At 69.0% G+C, this 21,082-nt stretch carries 25 protein-coding genes; 11 read left to right on the top strand and 14 right to left on the bottom strand.

Annotation, left to right across the window (positions count from 1 at the left end; genetic code table 11):
* Nucleotides 1-262: 262 nt before the first annotated feature.
* The gene (locus FHS44_RS03125) at nucleotides 263-712 is read right to left on the bottom strand and encodes a hypothetical protein (protein ID WP_184712327.1); all 450 of its coding nucleotides are present in this window, start codon (nucleotides 710-712) and stop codon (nucleotides 263-265) included.
* 127 nt (nucleotides 713-839) lie between these two features.
* Nucleotides 840-1,034 carry a hypothetical protein gene (locus tag FHS44_RS03120; protein WP_184712326.1) on the bottom strand — a complete coding sequence of 65 codons (195 nt, stop codon included), beginning with the start codon at nucleotides 1,032-1,034 and terminating at the stop codon, nucleotides 840-842.
* 290 nt (nucleotides 1,035-1,324) lie between these two features.
* Here FHS44_RS03120 and FHS44_RS03115 point away from each other — a divergent pair, with 290 nt between their 5' ends.
* Nucleotides 1,325-1,627 carry a hypothetical protein gene (locus FHS44_RS03115; protein WP_184712325.1) on the top strand — a complete coding sequence of 101 codons (303 nt, stop codon included), beginning with the start codon at nucleotides 1,325-1,327 and terminating at the stop codon, nucleotides 1,625-1,627.
* 42 nt (nucleotides 1,628-1,669) lie between these two features.
* Here the strand turns inward: FHS44_RS03115 and FHS44_RS03110 are convergent, their stop codons facing one another.
* Nucleotides 1,670-2,311, bottom strand: coding sequence for an HNH endonuclease family protein (locus FHS44_RS03110; RefSeq protein ID WP_184712324.1), 642 nt, complete (start codon nucleotides 2,309-2,311; stop codon nucleotides 1,670-1,672).
* A 169-nt stretch (nucleotides 2,312-2,480) separates the two neighbouring features.
* Here FHS44_RS03110 and FHS44_RS03105 point away from each other — a divergent pair, with 169 nt between their 5' ends.
* Nucleotides 2,481-3,173, top strand: a complete 693-nt coding sequence (locus FHS44_RS03105) for an alpha/beta fold hydrolase (RefSeq protein WP_184712323.1) — start codon at nucleotides 2,481-2,483, stop codon at nucleotides 3,171-3,173.
* Between the two features lie 95 nt (nucleotides 3,174-3,268).
* The gene (locus tag FHS44_RS03100; protein WP_221460302.1) at nucleotides 3,269-3,904 is read left to right on the top strand and encodes a TetR/AcrR family transcriptional regulator; all 636 of its coding nucleotides are present in this window, start codon (nucleotides 3,269-3,271) and stop codon (nucleotides 3,902-3,904) included.
* Here the strand turns inward: FHS44_RS03100 and cyaB are convergent.
* A complete protein-coding gene (gene cyaB, locus FHS44_RS03095) occupies nucleotides 3,898-4,455 on the bottom strand; it encodes a class IV adenylate cyclase (RefSeq protein WP_184712322.1) in 558 nt (185 codons plus the stop codon). The two genes, FHS44_RS03100 and cyaB, sit on opposite strands and share 7 nt — an antisense overlap.
* A 349-nt stretch (nucleotides 4,456-4,804) precedes the next feature.
* On the opposite strand from cyaB, the gene FHS44_RS03090 reads away from it, so the two are divergent.
* Together FHS44_RS03090 and FHS44_RS03085 are read left to right on the top strand one after the other, a co-directional pair.
* Nucleotides 4,805-5,068: a hypothetical protein gene (locus FHS44_RS03090; RefSeq protein WP_184712321.1), complete on the top strand. Its 264-nt coding sequence runs from the start codon at nucleotides 4,805-4,807 to the stop codon at nucleotides 5,066-5,068.
* Between the two features lie 155 nt (nucleotides 5,069-5,223).
* Nucleotides 5,224-6,231: an NAD-dependent epimerase/dehydratase family protein gene (locus FHS44_RS03085; protein ID WP_184712320.1), complete on the top strand. Its 1,008-nt coding sequence runs from the start codon at nucleotides 5,224-5,226 to the stop codon at nucleotides 6,229-6,231.
* A 6-nt stretch (nucleotides 6,232-6,237) separates the two neighbouring features.
* On the opposite strand, the gene FHS44_RS03080 is transcribed toward FHS44_RS03085, so the two are convergent.
* The 3 genes from FHS44_RS03080 to FHS44_RS03070 all read right to left on the bottom strand — a co-directional run bounded on the left by FHS44_RS03080 (nucleotide 6,238) and on the right by FHS44_RS03070 (nucleotide 9,058).
* Nucleotides 6,238-7,137 (bottom strand): phosphotransferase family protein, encoded by a 900-nt coding sequence (locus tag FHS44_RS03080; RefSeq protein WP_184712319.1) that lies wholly within the window; start codon nucleotides 7,135-7,137, stop codon nucleotides 6,238-6,240.
* A gap of 104 nt (nucleotides 7,138-7,241) precedes the next feature.
* Nucleotides 7,242-7,715, bottom strand: coding sequence for a pyridoxamine 5'-phosphate oxidase family protein (locus FHS44_RS03075; RefSeq protein WP_184712318.1), 474 nt, complete (start codon nucleotides 7,713-7,715; stop codon nucleotides 7,242-7,244).
* Nucleotides 7,712-9,058 carry an NsdA family TPR-like regulatory protein gene (locus tag FHS44_RS03070; RefSeq protein WP_184712317.1) on the bottom strand — a complete coding sequence of 449 codons (1,347 nt, stop codon included), beginning with the start codon at nucleotides 9,056-9,058 and terminating at the stop codon, nucleotides 7,712-7,714. Before FHS44_RS03070 ends, FHS44_RS03075 begins: the two co-directional genes overlap by 4 nt.
* Nucleotides 9,059-9,503: 445 nt before the next feature.
* Here FHS44_RS03070 and FHS44_RS03065 point away from each other — a divergent pair, with 445 nt between their 5' ends.
* The 5 genes from FHS44_RS03065 (at nucleotide 9,504) to FHS44_RS03045 (ending at nucleotide 11,275) form a co-directional block, all read left to right on the top strand.
* Nucleotides 9,504-9,872, top strand: coding sequence for a hypothetical protein (locus tag FHS44_RS03065; RefSeq protein WP_184712316.1), 369 nt, complete (start codon nucleotides 9,504-9,506; stop codon nucleotides 9,870-9,872).
* Nucleotides 9,869-10,177 (top strand): hypothetical protein, encoded by a 309-nt coding sequence (locus FHS44_RS03060; RefSeq protein WP_184712315.1) that lies wholly within the window; start codon nucleotides 9,869-9,871, stop codon nucleotides 10,175-10,177. Before FHS44_RS03065 ends, FHS44_RS03060 begins: the two co-directional genes overlap by 4 nt.
* The gene (locus FHS44_RS03055; protein ID WP_184712314.1) at nucleotides 10,177-10,515 is read left to right on the top strand and encodes a hypothetical protein; all 339 of its coding nucleotides are present in this window, start codon (nucleotides 10,177-10,179) and stop codon (nucleotides 10,513-10,515) included. The genes FHS44_RS03060 and FHS44_RS03055 overlap by 1 nt, the downstream gene beginning before the upstream one ends.
* A 293-nt stretch (nucleotides 10,516-10,808) precedes the next feature.
* Nucleotides 10,809-11,042, top strand: a complete 234-nt coding sequence (locus tag FHS44_RS03050) for a hypothetical protein (RefSeq protein ID WP_184712313.1) — start codon at nucleotides 10,809-10,811, stop codon at nucleotides 11,040-11,042.
* An 11-nt stretch (nucleotides 11,043-11,053) separates the two neighbouring features.
* A complete protein-coding gene (locus tag FHS44_RS03045; RefSeq protein WP_184712312.1) occupies nucleotides 11,054-11,275 on the top strand; it encodes a BldC family transcriptional regulator in 222 nt (73 codons plus the stop codon).
* 49 nt (nucleotides 11,276-11,324) lie between these two features.
* Here the strand turns inward: FHS44_RS03045 and FHS44_RS03040 are convergent, their stop codons facing one another.
* Nucleotides 11,325-12,218, bottom strand: coding sequence for a nucleoside hydrolase (locus FHS44_RS03040; RefSeq protein WP_246435059.1), 894 nt, complete (start codon nucleotides 12,216-12,218; stop codon nucleotides 11,325-11,327).
* Between the two features lie 581 nt (nucleotides 12,219-12,799).
* On the opposite strand from FHS44_RS03040, the gene FHS44_RS03035 reads away from it, so the two are divergent.
* The gene (locus FHS44_RS03035) at nucleotides 12,800-13,909 is read left to right on the top strand and encodes a tetratricopeptide repeat protein (protein WP_184712311.1); all 1,110 of its coding nucleotides are present in this window, start codon (nucleotides 12,800-12,802) and stop codon (nucleotides 13,907-13,909) included.
* 194 nt (nucleotides 13,910-14,103) lie between these two features.
* Here the strand turns inward: FHS44_RS03035 and FHS44_RS03030 are convergent, their stop codons facing one another.
* From FHS44_RS03030 to entS, 6 genes are read right to left on the bottom strand one after another with little or no spacing between them, the layout of a single operon-like run.
* A complete protein-coding gene (locus tag FHS44_RS03030) occupies nucleotides 14,104-14,838 on the bottom strand; it encodes a class I SAM-dependent methyltransferase (protein ID WP_184712310.1) in 735 nt (244 codons plus the stop codon).
* Complete coding sequence (locus FHS44_RS03025) at nucleotides 14,835-15,704, bottom strand: siderophore-interacting protein (protein ID WP_184712309.1); 870 nt, start codon at nucleotides 15,702-15,704, stop codon at nucleotides 14,835-14,837. The genes FHS44_RS03030 and FHS44_RS03025 overlap by 4 nt, the downstream gene beginning before the upstream one ends.
* On the bottom strand, nucleotides 15,701-17,401 hold the full coding sequence (locus FHS44_RS03020) for an ABC transporter ATP-binding protein (RefSeq protein WP_184712308.1): 1,701 nt from the start codon (nucleotides 17,399-17,401) through the stop codon (nucleotides 15,701-15,703). The genes FHS44_RS03025 and FHS44_RS03020 overlap by 4 nt, the downstream gene beginning before the upstream one ends.
* A complete protein-coding gene (locus FHS44_RS03015; protein ID WP_184712307.1) occupies nucleotides 17,394-19,448 on the bottom strand; it encodes an ABC transporter ATP-binding protein in 2,055 nt (684 codons plus the stop codon). The genes FHS44_RS03020 and FHS44_RS03015 overlap by 8 nt, the downstream gene beginning before the upstream one ends.
* The gene (locus tag FHS44_RS03010) at nucleotides 19,445-19,657 is read right to left on the bottom strand and encodes an MbtH family protein (RefSeq protein WP_184712306.1); all 213 of its coding nucleotides are present in this window, start codon (nucleotides 19,655-19,657) and stop codon (nucleotides 19,445-19,447) included. The genes FHS44_RS03015 and FHS44_RS03010 overlap by 4 nt, the downstream gene beginning before the upstream one ends.
* A 17-nt stretch (nucleotides 19,658-19,674) precedes the next feature.
* On the bottom strand, nucleotides 19,675-21,012 hold the full coding sequence (gene entS / locus FHS44_RS03005) for an enterobactin transporter EntS (protein WP_184712305.1): 1,338 nt from the start codon (nucleotides 21,010-21,012) through the stop codon (nucleotides 19,675-19,677).
* Nucleotides 21,013-21,082: the final 70 nt, after the last annotated feature.

The following is a 21,082-nucleotide window of genomic DNA, read 5'->3' as shown; positions in this document are numbered from 1 at the left end:
CGGAAAACGGGGGCTGCGGGCCGTACCTCCTGGAAACCGTTCCTTTGGGTCGCGCCCCGGAAGCCATGTCGCCGGGAACCCAGACCCTCCGGGAAGAGGGGACCTCACCCGCCCGCCCACATCCTGGGCCAGGGCGGGTGAGCCCGTTGTCGGGAACCCTCCAGAGCCGTCACCGTAACCAGGCGGATGGGCTGTCACCGCGACCGGCCAGACCGGGCCGCCACCATCGACGGCCAGGCAGGCACCGTGACCAGGCGAGTCCTCAGACTCCGCCCCGGTCGTTCAGTTTCACCGCCATCTCGCGGGCGAACTGGCCGAGCCGTTCCTTGGGCAGGGCACCGCACAGCTCGTTCAACAGCGCCGTCACCACCGACAGCTCCGCCCTGTCCAGCAGTGCGAGCCGCTCCCCGGTGCCGTTCTTCTCGATCCAGGTGCGCAGCAGGGCCTCGTACTCGTCGCGGGAGATCGGCCTGCCGTCGGCGCCACGGACCATGGAGGTGACCGGAGCCGCGTTGAGGTCGTACAGCCCGGCCCGGCGCCCGGCCCGGAGGTACCACGCCGCCTCCGCCGTGGCCCGCTCGCGGTCGGTGGCGGTCAACTCCTCCCACGCCGGGTGGGCCGTCCCCTCGTGGAGGAGTTTGTGACGTGTCGCGGCTAGCTTCTCGGCGTGCCCGCGTTCGGTGTCGTCGGCGTAGTGGAAGGCGATGGGCATGCTGGTCCTCTCCGCCAGGAAAACCTGGCACCGGTCCTGGCGCAGCAGGGGCGCGGTTCTCAGCCCAGCATTCCAGAGGATACGGCGGACGCAGAACCGCGGTGTCCATGGATCGGAATCCGGCAGGTCACCGCCCCGCGCTCTGGTCGTCGGCCCAGAAGTCGAGCAGTTCACCGGCATCCAACTCGTCGAAGGGGCGGTCAGGGGGAACCCGCCCGGTCACCAGGACCCACGTCGTCACCAACAGGGCCAGCAGCCGGTCGTCCTCGGGGTCCCGGCCGGGGGTGCGCACGAAGGTGTGGGAGATGTCGGCGCGCGTCATGGACGGTCGCCTCCTGAGAGGGTAGGCGGGGAGGATTGCCCCAACCCTGCGCCCCCACGAACCCCCACCGCCACCACTCCAAACACTTCCGGACAGATCCGGAAATCCCACCCCTACCTCGTTCCTGGCCTTCCGCTCTCCTATTGGGAATTCAGCGCCAACGGTTTTTGACGGGCATCCGGCGCCCGCAACACCGGTGGGAGAAACCCACATAAAACCAATGAGATATCACCGTCGACACGTTCAAACCGGCTATGTACCGTCCGAGAGGACGCGTATGAGGGGGAATCATGAAACCGATCGGGCTCATTCTCGGTGCCGCGGTGGTTCTGGCCGTCCCGCTGCTGGGAATGCCCGCCGCACACGCCGACGGCTCTTTCGACTGCTGGTTCGGGCAGCGGCAACAGGAGCAGGACGGCTACGCGCTGGACGCGTGGAGTTGCAGCGGCACCGGCTACGTCGACTTCACGGTCACCGTCAGGTCCGGGGCGGCGGCGGGCACCTACCACTGCGGCCGGGGTTTCCCCTGGAACGGCACCCTGGGCGCCCACTCCTGCTCGATGACCGAGAGCGGAGCGAAAAGAACGCCGTGAGAGAAGCCCGCCCCTCTGCCGCAGCCACCGGAGAGCGTGACGTCAGCAGGTGCGGAGCATGTTGGTCAGGGCCACCTTCTCCTTGCGGGTCACGAAGAGGCGGTAGTGGTGCTTCACGGTGATCCATGAGGTCGCGTACCGGCACCAGTACGCGCGGCGTTGCGGGCGCCAGCTCTGTGGGCCCTGCCCGCCCTTGGCGATGTTGGCGGAGTGGCTGACGGTGAGCAGTTCGGGACGGACGAGGTCGTTGGCGAACGCGCGCCGCTTGGCCTGGCTCCATCGTTTGGCACCCGATCGCCAGGCGTGCGCGAGCGGCACCACGTGATCCACGTCCACCTGCTTCTCACTCCTGAGCCGTCTGCCGTCGTACGGGCTGTACCAGAGTCCCTTGACCGGACGGCAGGCCGCGTTACGGCGCACGCCCCGCCCGTCGCGGGCCAGCACCAACTCCCGCGTGCTGCACCTGCCCCTGCGGTTCTCCCACTGGGGCTGGAACCGCTTACGGCTGTAGCCGCGGATGCTCAGGGACCTGGCGACCTTGAGGTGCGCCAGCATGTGCCGGGCGAGAGCCACACTCGCGGCCTGTGACTGCTTGCGCGGTCGCGCCTCCGCCTGCGGGGTGGTGACGGGGATGAGCACGAGGGTCAGTACGGCGACGCAGACTGCCCGCCTCGGAAAAATCATGACTTTCCCCATACCCACGAAGATCCACCTATGTCGGCCAACAAGAGCCTTTGGCCGGGCCGTACGCCTCGGGACGCGTGGCATGTGTTCCTTCTGAGGTGTTTCCTCCACATTTACATACATGGTGTATGTATGTATCGTCCTTGACGTCATCACAGGAGGGACGATCATGCGGCGGTCGGCGACATACGTACTGGTTCATGGGGCCTGGCACGGCGGCTGGTGCTGGCGGCACGTGGCCGCGCGGTTGCGGGAGGCCGGTCACGAGGTCCACACCCCGACGCTGACCGGTCTCGGCGAGCGGGCCCACCTGGCCGGTCCCGAGATCGGCCTGCGGACCCACGTGGACGACCTACTGGGCCTACTGAAATATGAGGATCTGCGGGACGTCGTGCTCGTCGGGCACAGCTACGCCGGTCTGGTCGTGCGCGAGGCCGCCGACCGCGCGCCGGAACGCGTCTCCCAGCTCGTCATGGTCGACGCCTGGGCGGCCCGGGACGGGGAGTCGCTTGAGGACCTGGCTCCCCCGTTCTTCCTCGACTGGATGGAGTCGGCCACCGTGAACGGCATGATTCCGCCCTCCCCGCCCGCCGCCATCGGCGTGACGGAACCGGACCAGGTGGCATGGCTGGAACCCCTGCTGACGCCCCAGCCCCGGCGAACCTTCTCCGACCCGACCCAACTGTCTGGAGCCGTCGACACCATCCCCTGCCGCGCGGTCCTCTGCACCCTCGACGGCCCCATGCCGTTCGCAAGACTGACCACCGAGTACGGCTGGCCAACCACCCCCCTCCCCACCGGCCACGACGCCATGGTCACCGCCCCCCACCCCCTGGCAGACATCCTCCTTCGCACCCCCTGAACCAGGCCGCCGAGTTCCGTCCGCGACGGCTCGGGAAACACGTTCGCCGCGTAAGTTCTTCTACCCTCGGGTTCGGAGCAGGAGGAGACACGCGGGTGGCAGGGAACACGGGTGTGCGGCGGAGCCAGCACGAGCGCACCAGGGCGACCACGGGCGCCCTGGTCGCCGCGGCGCGTGAGCTTTTCATCAGTGACGGTTTCTCCGCCACCTCGGTGGACGAGATCTGCGCCAGGGCCGGTGTGACACGTGGCGCGTTCTACCATCACTTCACCAACAAGGAACACGTCTTCCGCGAGGTCTACGCCGCCGACCAGAAGGCGCTCGCGGTGATCGTACGGCAGGCGTTCCGGGCCGAGCGGGATCCCTGGGACGGGATGGCGGCGGCCTGTCGGCGCCTGCTTGAGGCGTCCCTCGAACCCTCCGTACGCCAGATCACCCTCGTCGAGGCGCCGGGCGCGCTCGGCTGGTCCGCCATGCGGGACATCCAGGCCGGATGCAAGGAACTGATGCGGCGCGGCCTGACCATCGCGATCGAGGCCGGATGCATCCCGGCCCGGCCCTTGGAGCCCGTCGCCTCCCTGCTGTACGGAGGCATCTGCGAAATGGCCCTCGACATAGCCCGCGCCCCAGACCAACAAGCCGCCCTGGAAGACTCCCTCACCGAACTCAACCTGACCCTCGCCAGCATCGCCCACCACCCAACCCCGGGCTGCCTGCACAAGGGTCAGTGATCACGATCGAGCAACATATGGGGATACCCCCGAGCAACGCGCTCGCCCAACGGCACGTCCAATCCGGCGATGAAGCCATCGAGCTGTTCGATGGCGTCGTCGATACCGTCGGCCTCCCCCTTGAACTCGAACTCGACGAACGTCCCGGCGTCGGCAAGGGTGTCGAAGGCGACAGCCACCGTGCCGGGGACGGTCCACTCCTCCCGGGTCTTGTCCACGGTGACCAGGGGCGTGAAGCCGAGCGCGGTCAAGATGAGGCGGACCGCCTCCGGGTCCTCGACGCCGGTCTCGTACTCATCGGCGTGCGTCTTGGTCACCGCGTCCACCGGGTGCCACAGCTTGAAGTTAACCGACGCGCCACGGTCGCTTTCACGGATGCGCAGCCACTCGGAGATGACCTGAGGCTCCAGAAAGTCGCGATGGGGCGCATTGAAGTAGGAGTCGATCTGGCGGGTCGCGGTGCCCGGCACCGCGTCGAGCCCCTTCAACTTCGCCTTCAGGGCTTCCGGGTCGGTCAGGACGTATTTCTGCTCGACCTCGATGTACTTCACGGTGTTCCTTTCTGTCGGAGCAACGGGTCAGGCATTGACGGGCCGGAACTGCGGTCTCCGGAAGAAAGCCCGTGGATCATCTGCCTGGCGGGGGCCATGAGGTGACGCAACAGCGCGATCGCTTCCCCGGTGAGAGGGGCGCCAAGGCCGGTGAGGCTCGTCGTAATCTGCTCGGCGTCACGGAATCCAACCAGCACAGGAGCATCTGGGGCACGCTGCAGGGCGTAGCGTAACGCGACCCGAATCAAGCCCGCAGGCTCGTCCCCGAAGTGCCGACCAACCTCGCGCAGCGCTTCCCTCTTCGGTTACCTCAGGTGAGGTATCAGAAGGAAATACCCTTCTTAGCCACATGCAGGGCAAGACAGGATCGAAGTGCACCGCACTCCATCATGGCCAGCAGTCACAAACCTTTCAGGGTGATGAGCGACCGGCTACCGGACGCTGGCCGGTCGCCATCGAGACGTCACAAACCTTTCAGGGTGATGAGCGACCCGAGGGTAAAGCCCCAGATCAGAGCTGGCGCCGCGAGGGCAGTATGCACTGTTTTTTGCAGCAGTCCGGCGGTATCGCAGAAGCGCAGGCCAGAGCATTGATCATCTTGGGTTCGGTCTGATTCAGTAACACTTCTCCTCTGCCTCGCATCCGACGGCGGTCGGCACACAATCTAGCCTCGCAGGGCCGTACTCGATGGTTCCAGGGGGCACGGTTATGAACTACTTCCCGCAACCGCCTGTGTGGATCAGGTCTTCTTGGGTCAGGATCAAGGCCATGCGACTCCTCATCCTTGGCGGTACGAAGTTCCTGGGGCGTGTGCTCGCTGAGCAGGCCCTGCAGCGTGGCCACGAGGTGGCGACGTTCAACCGTGGCCGTTCCGGCGATGATGTGCCCGGTGTCAGCGTGATCCGTGGAGACCGCACCAGCGGTCAGGACTTGGCGGCGCTCGCTGATGCGGGGCCGTGGGATGCGGTGGTTGACCCCAGCGGTATGACCCCGGCCATGGTGGAGGACACCGTCCGCGCTCTGGCCGGTGTCGCTGGCTGGTATGTGTTCGTCTCCACCGTGAACGTCTACAAGGGGTGGCCCACCACGCCGTTGACGGACGCTTCCCCGCTGCGCGAGTACACGCCTGAAGCCCCGGAAGGGGAGAGTGGCCTTGACGCCTATGGGAGGGAGAAGGTCGGCTGTGAGCGGGCCATCACCTCCGCTTTCGGGGAGCGGGCCACCATCTTGCGGCCGAGCGTGATTCTCGGTCCGCACGAGTACGTGGGGCGTCTGCCGTGGTGGTTGTCGCGCATTCGTGTCGGTGGTCGTGTGCTGGCTCCGGGCAAGATGACCTGGAAGATCCAGCCGATCGACGTCCGTGATGTCGCCGCTTTCGCGCTGGAGTGCGCCGAGCGGCACTTGACCGGTTCCTACAATGTGGCCGCGCCGATCGGGCATGCGACGTTCGGGGAGTTTCTCGCCGCGTGCCGGAAGGCGACCGGCAGCACCGCCGAACTGGTGTGGGTGGATGACCCGTTCCTTCGCAAGCACGGCGTCAAGGAGTGGACGGAGTTGCCGATCTGGCGCGACTACGACGGCACCTGGCACGTGGACGCCTCCCGCGCTCACGCCGCTGGCCTGACGTACCGCCCGATCGAGGAGACCGTGGCCGACACCTGGCGATGGCTCCAGACCGGTGCCGTGGTGTCGTCCGAACGTTCAGCGGAGCTGGGCATCTCCACAGAACGAGAAGCGGCGATCCTCACTGCCTGGGATGGTAAGACACCCTCCTGAGCGGGGTTAGGGCACCGCTTGCCAGGTCCAGGGGCGGGGGCCGCGCTGTCCGCGCAAACAGGCGAGCCTGTGCACGATCTCCGGGTGGCGGACCGGGTTTTCTCCGGCGACCTGGGCGGCCATGCACGTCATGCGGAATTCGCGGATGTCGCGCAGGGTCTCAAAACCCTGCCAGGTGATGACGTCGTGTCCGTAGGAGGCGACGAATCTGCGGTAGTCGTCGGTGCTGATCCCGGCCAGGGTGAACGCCTTGACGGCGGTGGAGGTCAGGTCCCACTCCGGGGGGCCGACCGAGCAGCGTTCCAGGTCCAGCAGCACCACCCGGCCGTCGTCGGTGCCCACGACGTTTCCAATCCAGGCGTCACCGTGCACAACACGGTCGGGCAACCCCGCGGGAAGCACCTCCCAGCGGGTCCGCAGGGCGGCCAGCCGTTTCCGCATCCAGGCCCGGTCGTCTTCGGTCAGGGTGGCGGCCCGCTCGATCCGTTCGGTGAGCCGGACGAACGGATCGAGTCTGCCGATCTCGAAGCCGGTCGGGATCGGCAGGTCGTGCAGTCGGCGTAGGGCGGTGGCGACCTGTATGGCGGTGCCGTGCCGGTGCGGCGGCAACTCCACCCACCAGGTGACCGCGCGCCCCTCAATCACGACCGGCTGCTCCAGCCCTGGCACGGCCTGTACGGCGGGCACCTGGTGGGCCTCCAACCAACGGGCGATCTTCACCTCGCGGGCGGCTGCCATGGCCTGCCCGGCCCGGGCGATACGGGCGACGATTCGGCCGGGCAGCCGGTAGAGGGCGTTCTCGCCCAGCCGCATCAGCTCCGCTCCGGAAGCGTCGATTCCCGCTGTACGGCACGCCTCGTCGAGGACGGCCCTGGCCTCGGTCTCCGCCTCCTGGGCGAGGGTCATGCCTGGATCACCGTCTGGATCTGGTGGCGAAGTTCAGCGATAGTTGTCGCGCTTCGTTGGTGTTCAGCCGCTGGAAGGTCACCCGTTCGGCTTGGCCTTGTGGGTCATTCACAGGTGATCACCTGTCGGGGTTGGTCGGGGAAGTTCTCCTCGTCGAACAGCACCCACTCGGTCACCGTGACCTCGTACAACCGTGTCGGTGTGTGTCCGGCTGCGAGTTTCTCCCTGTCCAGGGCTCCTGCGGCGGCTGGCCAGCGGGTGACGAAGTCGGTGATCTCCTGGTCGATGCCCTCGGTGGGAAGTTGGTGGGCCTGTCCGGTGAAGGACACACCGCGTACCGTCTGCCCGAGCCCGTCCAGAGGGATGGCGACGATCGCACCGGCCACCCGCGCGTCCTTCGTGATGGCCTGGCTGTGGGCGCGGTCATGGCGGGAGATCCACCGCAGCACGTCAGGGGCGAAGTGCGGGTCGTACCAGACGCTGCACACCTGAGGATCGCCCTCGCCGGTGAGGGTCGCCACCTGCATCAACGATCCGCTGGCGACGTACTCCTGGAGCAGAACTCGGGCCGTGGTCATAGGTGCGTCCTTGAAGCTGGAAGGGGGGTGGGCAGGGTTTCGGAGCTTTCGAAACCGGTGAGAACGTCACGCCATTGGTGGGCCTCGGGGCTTTGGGGAGGCAGGAGCGTGCCGAACTCGTGGGCGCGCGTCATCACGCTGACGCTGAGGAAGGTGTGGCGGTCGGTGACGGCGCCGAGGGCGATCCGGCAGGCTTCCTCGGTCTCGCCGGTCTGCACGAGGGCGGAGGCATGCTCGAAGCGAACCAGAGCGGGTTCGGTGGTGTCGGTCAGGTCGTAGGCGGCGAGTGCTCGGGCGGCGGCATCAGCCGCTCCTGGGGCATCTCGCAGGTCTACTCGGCCCCGTGCTTCATAGAAGGAGAGTTTCTCTGGCAGGAAGGAGAAAATGCCTGGTCGAACGCTGTCAGCGGGTGATCGTTCAAGCGCGGTCCGGGATGCGTCAATCGCTCGTTCGAAAGCGTCCCGGTGGCCGAGGGCGGCGTGCGCTTTGGCGGCGAATCCCCACAGCCAGGCCACCGCTGGGCTGGGAGAGGGGTTCTGTTCCAGGCGCGGCAGAACGTGAGCGAGGACTTCTCGTGGTTCCCCTGCATAGGTGGGCAGGTAAGCGGCGCCAGCCAGCGCGATGTCGCTGAGGTAGCCGTCCCCGGCTTCGAGGGCCGCACGTGCCGCAGCAAGATACCAGCGCCGAGCCAGGGGAAACTGGTTGGAGTTGAACAGGATCTCGCCGACCACGGTGGCGAGTTGGGCACCGACCCGGGCCAGGCGTTGCTGAACATGAGCTGGTTGGCGCTGCCCAAGCAATTCGCGCACGCTTGACAGGCTCAGCAGTGTTTCCTGGAGCAGGCTCGCGGGAGGGACCTTCACGACGCGCTGTCCGAGCCGTTCGGCTTCCTGTTCAAGCAGGACAAGGCGTCCTTCGCTGACGCTTCCCAGGTCCAGAGCCTGTTCAAGAAGGTCAGGACCATTCCATACGTTTTCGACAAGGCCAACGGCCATGGCCGTCGCACCCAGCCGAAATATCTCTCTCCTGTTCGTGCTCTTCTCCTCTCCGTGAGGACTGTCTCCGGTATCCGGAAAAGCCACAACGGGATCATAAGGTGATAAAAGTTCCTGGGCGCTGTGTCCAGGAAACATCCGTTCCAGCACCCGGCAGTGATCAGCTCGGGGCAGGGTTTTGACCTTGCATGCCAGCCACCGGGTGAACTGCTCTCGGCTGGGAGCAGTCCCGATCAGGGTTCTGTCGACCTGCCGAGCGACCTTGTCGTACTCGGCTGCGAACGCCGCACGCGTCGTCAGATGTCGCCTCGCCAAAAGCACCTTGAGAAGACTGCGCTGGTTGGTCATAGATCACACCCCTTCGTCACAGGATGAAGAAATGAGCTGGCCGTACGTTCTCCCGGGCGGCTTCAGCCTTGAGGCTTGTTCCTTTCGTACCCCTTACTTGGGTTACCGCATGAAGCGTGCCCGGGGAATGACGCGTCCATGACGCATGGTGACGCACCCGCGACCTTTCCGGAGCGGTTCGTCAATTCCTAACGTCAGGCCATGGCTTTCCACGGCTCATTGGTTTCGGTACGGCTCTCCAACGACTGGTGGCTGTCGTCAACTTTCCCTTGAGCCGGTGACAGGCCCCTCCTCCCGCAGGTGATCCACATACACGTCATCCAGGCCGTGCCGCTTCGGACGGCCCCGGGCGCGTTTCCGATGCCGAAGACCCCGCTGCTGGTCGAACCGGAAACAACCCCGGAGCTGTCATCCCATCCCTTGAAGTCCTTGAAGGAGCCGAACCGTGTTCCCGCTCAATACGCCCATGACCGATGCCCTGCGCCGGAAGTTCAGTGAAGGTTTCTACGACCCCAAGGCGCCCCAGTTGCGGCACCTGCAGAGCCTGCTGGCTCGGTTGCGGGTGGAGACGACGTTCGTGTGTGAGGACGGTGCTCCCCGGGTGGAGGTTCCCGGGCGGGAGGTTGTCATCTGGACCGATCGTCGGGAGCGGATCTACTTCTGGAAGCACCAGAACGAGTGGGCGCTTCAGGTGCCGGTGGAGCAGGCCGAGGAGGCGGCCCGTCAGATCGCCGACCACCTGGCCCGCCTGGCGGCGGCTTCCGGGACGGAGGGGGCCGCCTGCGAGGCCCCGGTCGAGGGGGCGCCCTCGTGATCGGACGGTCCCGGCCCGCAGGACGCCACCGCGACGGGCAGGCGCACACCCCGGTGTATCGGCGGGTGTGGGACGTCCCGGCCCGGGCTGAGGCTGAGGTGCTGGGAAGCGTCTCACCGGGGTGGGCGGTGCTCTACAGCCTGAGCATGCGCCGCTTCTTCGGCCTGTGCGCCTGGCCTTCCCCTCAGCCGGTGATGATCAGTGACGACACCGCCGAAGGGCTGGAGCAGCGGATGCGCGAGGCGGAGACGCTGCTGATTCTCCACATGCCGCCTGCCGACGATCGGTTGGGGAGGGCGGCGTGATGTCACCGCGTCGAAGTTGCGACGCCGTACAGCAGGCTCACCCGGACTGGTTGGTGTTCCACAACTCGGCGACCGGGGTGTGGAGCGCCTATCGGCGTGCCCTGCCGTACAGGCTGGAGCCCGGGGACGTGTCGCTGGTGCGGGCCGATTCCGTTGAGGAGTTGGACCGCAAGCTGGCCGCTCAAGCGTCCCCGGTGGTGCCGCCGAGCATCCGGGCTGTCGCCGTTGCCCGTGCGCTCCAGGCCCGAACCGCCCATGTCGTCCGGGCCGCCACCACCGTTCAGGCTGAGTGGGCTGGTCAGCGGTCTCCCGGTCTGCGCAGGTTGCTGCGCTCCTGAAGCCGGTACGGCGGGCAGCGGGACTCATCTCCCACCCACTGTCTGCCGTACCTCCAAGCGTGCGGCCCAGACGGAGGGGTCTGGGCCGCACATCTCCGCAAGGTGGCTCCCACGCACGCCGGGACACGGCTTTCCCAAGGGCCGGGCGTGTTGGGGAAGGGGGGAGCTGTCTCGCGTGCCGGTCTCGCCTCCCCACACGCGGGGCCGGTCCTCCTACCGGGTGCCCGGCCCGTGCTCCCCGGCTCGGGGTCGGGCACCCATCTCCATCCCGCCCTTCGACCCAGAAGGCGACCATGACCGACCTCGAACGCCGCCTGATCGACCTGCTCACCAGCACCCACCCCGGCTGGCGCTACGAACAGCGTGATCTGCCCGGCCTGCCCCGGTGGTGGGCCACCCGGTACTACCCGCTGCGGCCTGACCAGCGCAAAGCCGGGGCCAGGGACGTGTTGGGCCGTACCAGCCTCCGGCGATTGGCCAGTGCGCTGGCCAGGCACGACGAGATCCTCCACAACCTCCGCTACTGAAGGAGCCCCCCATGTCCACGAGCAAGGCCGTCGCCCCCGACGGGACCTTCGCCACCGGGCCGGAGACTACCGACCGGCTTCTCACCCCCGGCGAAGTTGCTCACATCTTCGGAGTCGATCCCAAGACCGTCAACCGGTGGTCCCTCACCGGGAAGATTCCCTCAATCAGGACGCCGAGTGGCCAGCGCCGCTACCGGCAGACCGACATCGCCGTCCTGCTGAACCCCGCCTGATCGTCAACGCCTCCGTGGCCCCGGCCCGCGTCTCCAGTTGAAGGCCGGGTCAGGCCGACCGGTAGGTGTTGTCGCCGACAAAGACCTCGAAGAGGCGTTCGGGGTCGAGTGCTGTGGTGATGAACGTGCCGCTGCCCGGTGTTGGTAGTGCGCCCCAGCCGCCTTCCTCCCGGACTATCTCGACCTCGGCCCATGTGGCGATGGTTCGGTCGATGGCCGCGCAGGCCGCGGTGGGGTCGTGCAGCAGCTTTCCCTTGGGCCGCTTGCGCAGGTAGTGCTCCATGCCGGTGAACAGCAGGGCGAGCCCGGCGGTGCGGTCGCGGTGTGGGCGCAGCCGCTCGTGGAACCCGCCGTCGTAGGCGACGCTGTGGGTGACGTTCTTGGACACCAGTTCGCGCCGGGCGATCCGGTCCGAGGACAGTGCGAGCAGGGCGGCCCGGGGTTCACCGTTGAAGTTGAACGTCGGGCACACGGTGCGGCCCTCGAACTTCGCCAACCGGTGCTCGGGCGGTACGACATTGTCTCCCGCGAACCCGCCCTGGGCCACCCACCGGCTCAGTCCCATATCCGGATAGGTGTCGAGGAAGCGCCGGAGGTTGTGCAGGGGTCCGCCGGTGAGGAGCGTGGCGCCGGGGTGACGCCGCAGGGTCTCGGCGATGACGTCGGCGGGCGAGGCGTCCGGCTGAGCGTCGGGAGGGGTGCCGAGCCAGCGGTCGTGGAAGCCCGACACATGGCTCTTGCCCGTACCGGGATCGTCGGCGCCCACCATGACGTCGTCCCGCTCCAGCCGTCGCAGCACGTGCCGGACCAGCCCCACCTGTGTCGGCGACCCCGGAGTGATCGTGACCGCGCGCAGCCGTACGGCCGGATGTCCCGCGACCAGGCACAGGGTCAGTACGTCGTCGGGATCCTGGGTCTCCAGGTCGAGGATCAGGTCCAGCATCGCGGGGATGTCCCTCCGTGAGTCCAGGCGAAATCCCCCAGAGCGTGCCGTGATGGTATTCATCCTCCACAAGCGAAGCGACCGATTTAATCGGGTGTACGGCTTCGCCAGCTACCAGGTATGTGGCCACCTGGATCCCGCCGTAGGCCGGGCGGTGATCGGGCACGCTACGGCGTTCCGAAGTACGGGATGGCCAGCGTCGCCTGGCTTCGGGGCTTCTCGGGTGACTGGCGGCGGAGTGTTCGGTTTGTCGAAAATGAGGGATGTTATTTGCGGGTGCGCCGTCTGTTGGGGCAAAGAGGGCGGCTGGGGAATGGTTTTGGGATTCACTGGATCCCAACGATCTTCGGTTTTTTCCTGGCCGTTACGAGGCCATCCGATTTCATCCGGTCCTATCCGGAGTCATCCGGATCGTTTCGGGGTTGTTCGGACTCGTCCGGGTGTGCCTGTGCAGGTCAACCTCCGATCGGGCCCGGACGAGGCGGGATATGGGATCTCCCCTTGCTTGACCCTCAGTTGATGCCAATATGACTGCAACTACGACCCGTAGATCACACATCACTCATTTTCGGCTGGGGGCGATGGCTCACTCACACCACGTCGCGACGCTACGCGCCTTCATCGCGCAGCTCAACGAGCTGCGTGAGTTGGCCGGTTCCCCCACGCTGTCCGACCTGCGCAGAATCTCTCGGCCGTCGGGGAAGAACCCGGGCCTGGCGAGGGAGCTGACCGAGAGCACCACCCACGACATCCTCAGCGGGAAGCGCAAGCGCGTCCCCGGCTGGCCATGGGTGTCCTCCTTCGTGGCCGCCTGCACGACAGCCGCGGAGCGGACCGGACTCGACGTGAGCACCCTGGGGGACACGGACGTCTGGCACCGGCGCTGGCGCGCCGCCCACCTCGGCAATCCCACCCACAGCGACCCCGCCGACCGCGACGCCCCCGAGTCCCGGAGGCCGCCGTCGGTGGAGACGCTTTCACCGCTGCCTCAGGACGAGCCCTCGCCGTTCACCCCGCCCGCCGTACGGCCCCGGCCAGAAGACCGGGAAGAAGACCGGGAGCAGCGGCCCGCGCTTCCGCGCAGGACGCGGCAGCGGTCCGACACCACCGGTGAGCCCCCGCTGTCCGAGGACGATCAGCACCGGCTGGAGGTCTACGGCAGGACCGGGGCCCGGCTGCTGCAGCACAGCGACGTCGGCAACGGTGACGACTGCATGCGCCTTGCCGTCATCGCCCTGCTGAAGGGCTGGCCGGAGGAGGGACGGCAGTGGCTGCGCCGGGCCGGGGACGCGGGGCACGCCGACGCGCCCGCGCTGTTCAACGATCCGCAGCAGCTGCGGGCCGCCGCCGAGCTCGCCTACCGCTACGGCCGTCACTACCAGCGGGCGGGGCCGGAGCACCTCAGCGTCGCGATGTTCTTCTACCGGCTGGCCGGGAACCACGGGCAGGCGGACGCGGCCTACCGGCTGGCGATGATCCACCAGAGCAAGGGAGAAGACTGGGCCGCGGCCAGTTGGTTCAGCCGCGCCGACAACAACGGGCATCCCAAGGCCGCACGGAAGTTCGACGGCGCCTCCGAACAGCTCACCCAGGCCCCGTGGAACACCGACGGGGCGCTTCCCATCGGGCTGATCTACGCCCCCGAGCCCGCGGAACCGCCCACCGACGACTCTCCCGCCGACCACAACTGAGGCCGGGCCGTACGGCATGCTCGAACGCGGTGACAGGGGACGGACGGGGTGGGGCTGGCGTGCGGCGGCGGCCATGGTCCCGTCCCTTCCCCTCGGGTGGGCCCGGTTCCTCCTCCAGCACCGCGCCCACCGATGACGTGTCTACCAGTGATCAGTCGATCACTTCAGGTGAATCAACAACTTCGGAAGTCGCCTCACAGGGTCGCCGCGATGATGTATCGGGGGGTGTCCGGCAGGGTCGCGGGGGTGTCCTTGGCCTCGGCCAGCAGGACCGGGGCGCCCGGCCCCAGCTCCTCCCGCAGCGTGTCGGCCTCCTGGAGGACAAGGCGGTAGACCTCAAGCTGCCGTTCGAGCCAGCGGTGCGCTTCTTCTTTCGCGGTGACGGTGAAGCCCGCGCGGACGAGCATCTTGGCGTGGTCGAGATAGCCCGGCTCCCAGGTGCTGAACACCAGCCTGCCGCCGGGACGCAGGATCCTGGCCATCTCGGCGAACGCCGCGCGCTTGTTCCACACCATCCACAGGGCGTCCACGCTCAGTACGGCGTCGCAGGAGGCGTCGCCGAGTCCCGTCGCGGTGAAGCCGCCGATCTCGAAGCGGGCCTCGGGAAGGCCGAGCGTGACACTCAGTTCGCGGGCGCCGCGCACGGCGGACTCGACCGGATCGAGACCGAGCAGGCGGGCCCCCGCGTCCCTGGCCAGGGAGACGCCCGGCCCTCCCCTGCCGCAGCCGACGTCCACGAGCAGTTCCCCGGGCCGCAGCGACAGCAGGTCGGCGAAGCGGGCCAGGTCGGTGCGGGTGACGAAGCCGAACGGCCTGAGCTCCTCCGGGTGGTCGTCGCCGTACACCTCGCGGTAGATGCGGGCCAGGGTGGGGCTGGCGAGCTGACGGGTGTAGAAGTCGGCGTAGCGGTCCTCGGTGACCTCGCTCACAGCCCCGCCGCCTCCAGCGCCGCGTCGAACTCGTCCTGGCACTCCTCGCTGTCCTTGCCGCTGCTGCGCGCCTCGGCGACCTTGGCCCGTACGTCGTCGGCGACCCGTGAGAAGCGGCGCTGCCACTCCTCTGCGGCCGGACGCCAGTAGCCGAGGGTGGCGTACCGCTCGGCGGGCAGGCCGCGCTCGTGGCGCAGGTGCCTGCGGATGGCCCGCATGACCCCGGCCTCGCCCGCCGCCCACACGTAGGTCGTCGCGTCGAGATCGTGGGCCCTGAGGACCTGCTCAAGGCCGGTCCCGTCGCCGGGGTGGATCCAGGTGACCTCCACCTCGCCCGCGGTCTCGAACTCCTGGTGCTCGGCGGGCCCGGCCACCTCGACGTAGGCCGTGGCCCGCGCCCCCTCGGGCAGTTCCTCGATGATGCGTCCCACGGCGGGCAGGGCTGTGGCGTCGGCCAGGAGCAGCCGCAGGCCGGTGTCCGCGGGCGGGCGGTAGACGCCGTGCGGGGCCGCGAGCCCCACCCTGTCACCGGGCCGGGCGGCGACGGCCCAGGGACCCGCGACGCCGCCCTCGTGGACGACGAAGTCCACGTCGAGTTCCCCGGCCGCGGCGTCGTAGCGGCGCACGGTGTAGGTGCGCAGCTCGGGCTCCGGCTCTCCGGGCGGATAGACCCAGCGGCCGTCCACGACGTCGGGCATCGTGGGTGCCGTACGGCCCGGCGCCGGGAAGAACATCTTGAAATACTCGTCGGGGACGCCGCTGCCGGCGAAGCCGTACAGGCCGGGCCCGCCGAGGGTGACCCTGACCATCAGGGGGGTCACGTACCGGGTCCGCAGGACCTCCGCGGTGTACAGGCCGTCCGTCATTGTGTCTCCTCGCTGATGGTGCCGGTCACGGCGACGCCTTCGCGGAGCCGTACGCGCCGGGTGAAACGGTCGATGGTGCTGCGGCGGTGCGCGACCACGATCAGGGTGCGGTCGCCCGTCTGCCGGTCGAAGGCCCCCTCGATGAGGGCCGAGGTGGCCGGATCGACGTCGGCGGTGGCCTCGTCGAGGACGAGGACCGCGGGGTCGAGCAGCACGGCCCTGATGAGCCCGACGAGCTGGCGCTCACCCGCCGACAGGAGGGTTCCCCTGGCCCCGGTCTGGGTGTCGAGCCCGTCGGGCAGGCCGCGCAGCCAGTCGCCGAGCCCGAGCCTGTCCACGGCGTCCAGTACGGCGGCGCGGTCGGCGCCAGAGCCGAGGGTGAGGTTGTCGGCGATCGTGCCGCGCATGGTCTGCACGTCCTGCGGGATGAGGACGACACGCCGCCTGGCCTCCTCCGGCGGGAGGGTGGTCAGATCGACGCCGTCGTGCAGCACGTGTCCCCGGTCGGGGTGGTACAGGCCCGCGATGATCTTCGCGAGGGTGGACTTGCCCGCGCCGGTCGGGCCGACGACGACGGTCCTGTCCCCCGGCGGGAAGGTCAGCGTGACGCCGCGCAGGACGTCGGTCCCCGGCTGGTAGCCGAACCACACCCCGCGCAGCGCCAGCCCCTGCCCGCTCTCCTGCGGTGCGGGGGTGACGGTCCGCCTGACGGTGGTCGCGGTCAGCAGGTCGAGGACGCGTGCCAGGCCAACCCCGGTCCGCTGTACGGCACCGGCAAGACGGGTCAGCTCCATGAAGGAGTCGAACATGCCCCGGGAGGCGAGCACGAACACCACAACGGTTCCGACGCCCTCGGGGCCACCGCCGAGCAGCGAACCACCGAGCAGGATCACCCCCGCGATCGTCAGGCACTCGAAGAACTGGATGGCGGTCATGGTGTTGAGCGCCTGGGTGGTGCGCGCGATCCCGGTGAGCAGGCGGTCGTTGTCGCGGGCGTAGCGGCGTCCCCACTGCTCCCTGGCGCCCGCCAGCTGCAACGTCTCGCGGGCTTCGAGTCCCTCGGCGAAGGTCGCGGCCACCCTGGCCTGGCAGGCGGCCTCGGCGTCCCAGGCGGTCGCCGATTTGACCCGGAAGCGGTGCAGCACGAACAGCGCGGGCGGCAGGAACGCGACGAACAGCAGCGCCGTGAGCTGCCACGACCGGGAGACCAGCACGTAACCGCCGACGACCAGGTATCCGGCACTGGCCAGCAGCGCCGGGAGTTGCTGGCGGACGAACGTGGACAGTTCGGTGATCTCAGCGGTGGCCCTGCCGACCAGCTCACCGGCCGGATGGCTCTCCAGGAACCGCAGCGGCGCCGCGGCTAGGTGCCCGACCGCCTTCTCCCGCAGGTCCCTGACCACCCGCTCCCCGGCGCCGCCGAGCAACAGGTCCCCGGCACGGCGCAGCACCAGGTGCACGAGGGCCAGCACGAGCAGGGCGGACGTGGCGAACGTGATCCCGCCCCCGTCCCGTTCGAGCGCGGCGGTCGCGGCGGCACCGACCGCGGCGGGCACAAGCGCGACACACGCGGTGGCGACCAGGCTCGCGAGCACCCCGAGCGTGATCCGTCCCAGATGTGCGTGCAGGTACGGCCAGGCGGCCCGCAGCAACCCACTCCGGGGCGGCGCGTCCTTCAGAAGCGTGACCTCAGCCATGGGTCCCCTCCCCACCTGCCGAAGGAGCCGTGCCATCCGGCGAGGCCGGATTTCCTGACTGGTCCACGTCTCTTGGCGGGATCGGATCCCCTGGTGGCGTCGTGCCTCCTGGTGGGATCGTGTCCCTCGGCGGGGCCGTACCCCCTGATGGGGCCGGATTTCCTGACTGGCCCGCGTCCCCCGGCGGGATCGGATCCCCTGGCTGAACCGTGTCTCCTGACGCGGACGCGCCTCCCGGTGGCGCCGGATCCCCTGGCTCGACCATGCCCTTCGGTGGCGTCGCGCCTCCCGGTGCGGTTGGGTTTCTCGGCGGGACCGTACTCCCCGATGGGGCCGGAGTTCCTGACTGGCCCACGTCCTTCGGCGCGGTTGTGGATCCCGAGGGTGGGGAGAGCGGGATGATTCGGGTGGCGGTGCGTAGTACGGCGGGGCGGTGGCTGACGGCGAGGATCGTGGCGTGGGGCAGCAGCTCGCGTATGCCCGCGAGCATCCGTTCCTCGGTCGGTTCGTCGACGGCGGAGGTCACGTCGTCGAGCAGCAGCACGTCGGGATGGCGCAGCAGCGCGCGGGCCAGGGCGAGCCTTCTGCGCTGCCCACCGGACAGGGTGGCGCCGCCCTCGCCGACCACGGTGTCCAGCCCGTCGGGCAGCGCGTCGATCTCGTCGAGGATCGCCGCCGCCCGGCAGACCCTCCGCAATGCCGTACGGCCTGGCGGATCGGAAAGTCCGAGGGTGAGGTTGTCGGCGACCGTCCCGGAGACCAGGACGGGACGTTGCGGGACCAGGCCGATCCGGCCGCGCAGGGCGTCGGCGTCCAGGTCACGCAGGTCGACGCCGCCGTAGGTGACGCGTCCCGCGTCCGGCTCCTGGAGGCGGACCAGCAGGCGCAGCAGCGTTGACTTGCCCCCGGCGACCGGGCCGGTGACGACGGCGAACTCGCCGGGTTCCACGGTGAGGTCGAGCGGGCCGAGCAGCGTGCGGCCCTCGTGGGCGACGGTGACGCCGGACAGTTCGATCGGGCCGTGCTCGGGGACCGTCGTGCCCGTCCGTGTGTCCCCGGGGGTGGTGGCGAGCACCTCGGCGATCCTGGTCGCGGCCTCGACGGCCTGGGCCCGCTGAGACATCCGCACCGACAGGGTGGTCGAGGTCGCGGTGAGCATCAGCATCCACGTGGCGAACGCCGTCAGCCCGCCCACGGTCATGGTCCCGGCCAGTACGGCGGGCGCCGCCAGGCCGATTCCCGCGCCGATGGCCAGCAGCGGCACGAAGGAGGACGAGGCCGACCAGTTGGCCCCGACCCTGATGAGGTCGAGCGCCCTGCCGCTCACCTCGGCGCTGCGGGCGTGGTGCTCGCGCAGCAGCGCGGTCTCTCCACCGGATCCCCGTACGGTGAGACCGCCGGAGACCAGTTCGTCCACGAGGTCGGCGCGTTCGCCGTGCGCCGCGGACAGGGCGGCGCTGCGGGTGGCGAGCGCCCTGCCGAAGACGACGTTCGTGACGAGGACGACCGCCATCGCGGCGACGCACAGCAACGCCAGCAGCGGATCGAGCACGGCGACCGCGACGACGGCCGCGCCCAGGCCGATGACCAGGTGCGGTACGGCCACGGTGCCGCCGACCCAGATCCAGACGAGGTCCACGTCGTGGGAGTTGCGCGCCTGGAGATCGCCCCTGCCGAAGGCGCCGGCCGTACGGGTGTCGAGGCTGAGCAGGTGGTCGGACAGGCGCGCCCTGAGCCTGTTGACGATCTTCGCCCCCGCCATGTAGTTGAGGTGCTGCCCCGCGTGCTGGGTCACCCAGGCGAACAGGCCGGTCCCCGCGATCACCCCGGTCCAGGTGAGCAGGGCGGTACGGTTCCCGGCCACGAGCCCGTCGTCAAGCGCCCGCTGGATCGACAGCGGCAACGAGACGATCGCGAGCTGCCAGAGCGTGGTCAGGGCGGTGGCGACGGCGATGGCCCGCCCCTCGACACGCAGGCACCAGCGGAGCAGGTCCCGGGCCGCCCACGACGTCGCGGACGGCCCGGGACCGGTGGTGATGGTCGTCATGCTCCACTCATGGCGTGCTGGAGGCTGAGCGGGCGCATGTCGGTCCAGTTCCGCTCGACGTATTCGAGGGCGGCGTCCCTGGCTCCGGGACCGAAGACCACCCGCCATCCTGCGGGAATGTCGGCGAACTCCGGCCAGAGCGAATGCTGGTTCTCGTCGTTGACGAGGACCAGGAAGGTGCCGTTCTCGTCGTCGAAGGGATTGCTCATGAAACCTCCAGAAGTGTTCAACCGGCCGGGGTGGACCGGATCGGCGGGGTGTCGGGGTCGTTCTTGGGCGCGGTGACGGGGTCGGGTGGACTGACAGGTGCGCTGCCGGGTTTTTCGTTGGCGTCGCGGTCGGGTGTGCTGGCGTTGTCGGGGGCTCGGAGGGGGGTGAGGAGTACGGCTAGCGCGATCACGACGATGGCTGCTCCGGTGCCGTAGGCGACGAGAGCGGTCGCCGGGCCGTACGCGTCGGCGAGAAGCCCTGCGACCATGGAGCCGACCGAGGCGGCGGCCACGATCTGGGCCTGCCACAGGCTCGAAACCCTGCCCCTGACCTCGTCGGGGGTGTGCCGCTGGAGCAGCGTGAAGCGCAGGATGTCGGTCAGCACCCGCCCGAGGCCGTAGCCGGTGAGGGCCAGGAAGGCGGCGACGGGGACGGCGCTGAGGCCGGCGCCCAGGATGGCCAGCCCCATCACGAGCATGGCGGCCAGCAGTCCCAGGCCGGTGTGCCGGGTCTGCCCGATCCAGCCGCTGGTCAGCGAGCCGAGCACGGCACCCACGGCGGGGGCGCTGTAGAGCAGGCCCAGGGTGGTCTCGCCGCCGCCGAGGCGGGTCGCGACCAGCGCGGGAAGCAGCACGACCGGCCCGCTGAGCAGCATCGTGCCCAGCCCGGCGATGAGCACGCTTCTGACCGTACGGTGCCGCAGCACGAAGGCCAGGCCCGCCGCCATCGCACGGCCTGGTGACTCCCTGCCGCTCGGTGAGGCGGGGAAGTGGGGCAGGCGGCTGATGCCCAGGACGGTGAACGCGGTGGCCAGCGCGGCGGCGACGTAGTTCGACGCCACCCCCCACATCGCGATCAGCACCCCGCCGAGCGCGGGTGACAGCATCGACGACAGGTCGGCGGTCAGGCTGAGCAGTGCTCCGGTGGCGGGCAGGTCCTCGCGTTCGACGAGCTTCGGCACCAGCGCGGTCAGGGTGCTGGCGCTGATCCCGGTGGCCAGGCCGTCCCAGGCGGCCAGCGCGTAGATCGGCCACAGCATCGGCTCGGGCAGCAGCGCGTTGCCCGCCAGCAGCAGGAAGCCGATCCCCGCCGCCGACCTGGCCGTCAGGATGACCGAACGTCGGTCGTGCCGGTCGGCGAGCAGCCCTCCGGCCAGCGTCCCGGCGAAGACGAACACCCCCGCCGTCGTCGCCACGGCCGCCAGGTGCACCGTCGAACGTGTCAGGCCGTACACCTGGACGGGCACCGCGACCATCAGCAGACCGATACCGAACAGGGAGGTCAGCCGCGCGGTGAACACCAGCCGGAACGACCGCGACCGCCGCAACGGCGAGAAGTCCAGGGCGATCCTCACCGCGACCTCCTGACCGCACGGCCGGAACGAATGTGACGCGGCAGCACCCGGTGACACGGACGTGGATCAC

The organism is Streptosporangium saharense, assembly GCF_014203715.1.
Lineage (GTDB): Bacteria > Actinomycetota > Actinomycetes > Streptosporangiales > Streptosporangiaceae > Streptosporangium > Streptosporangium saharense.
Note: the sequence above shows the minus strand (reverse complement) of the source record. Positions and strands in the feature narration are given on the sequence as shown.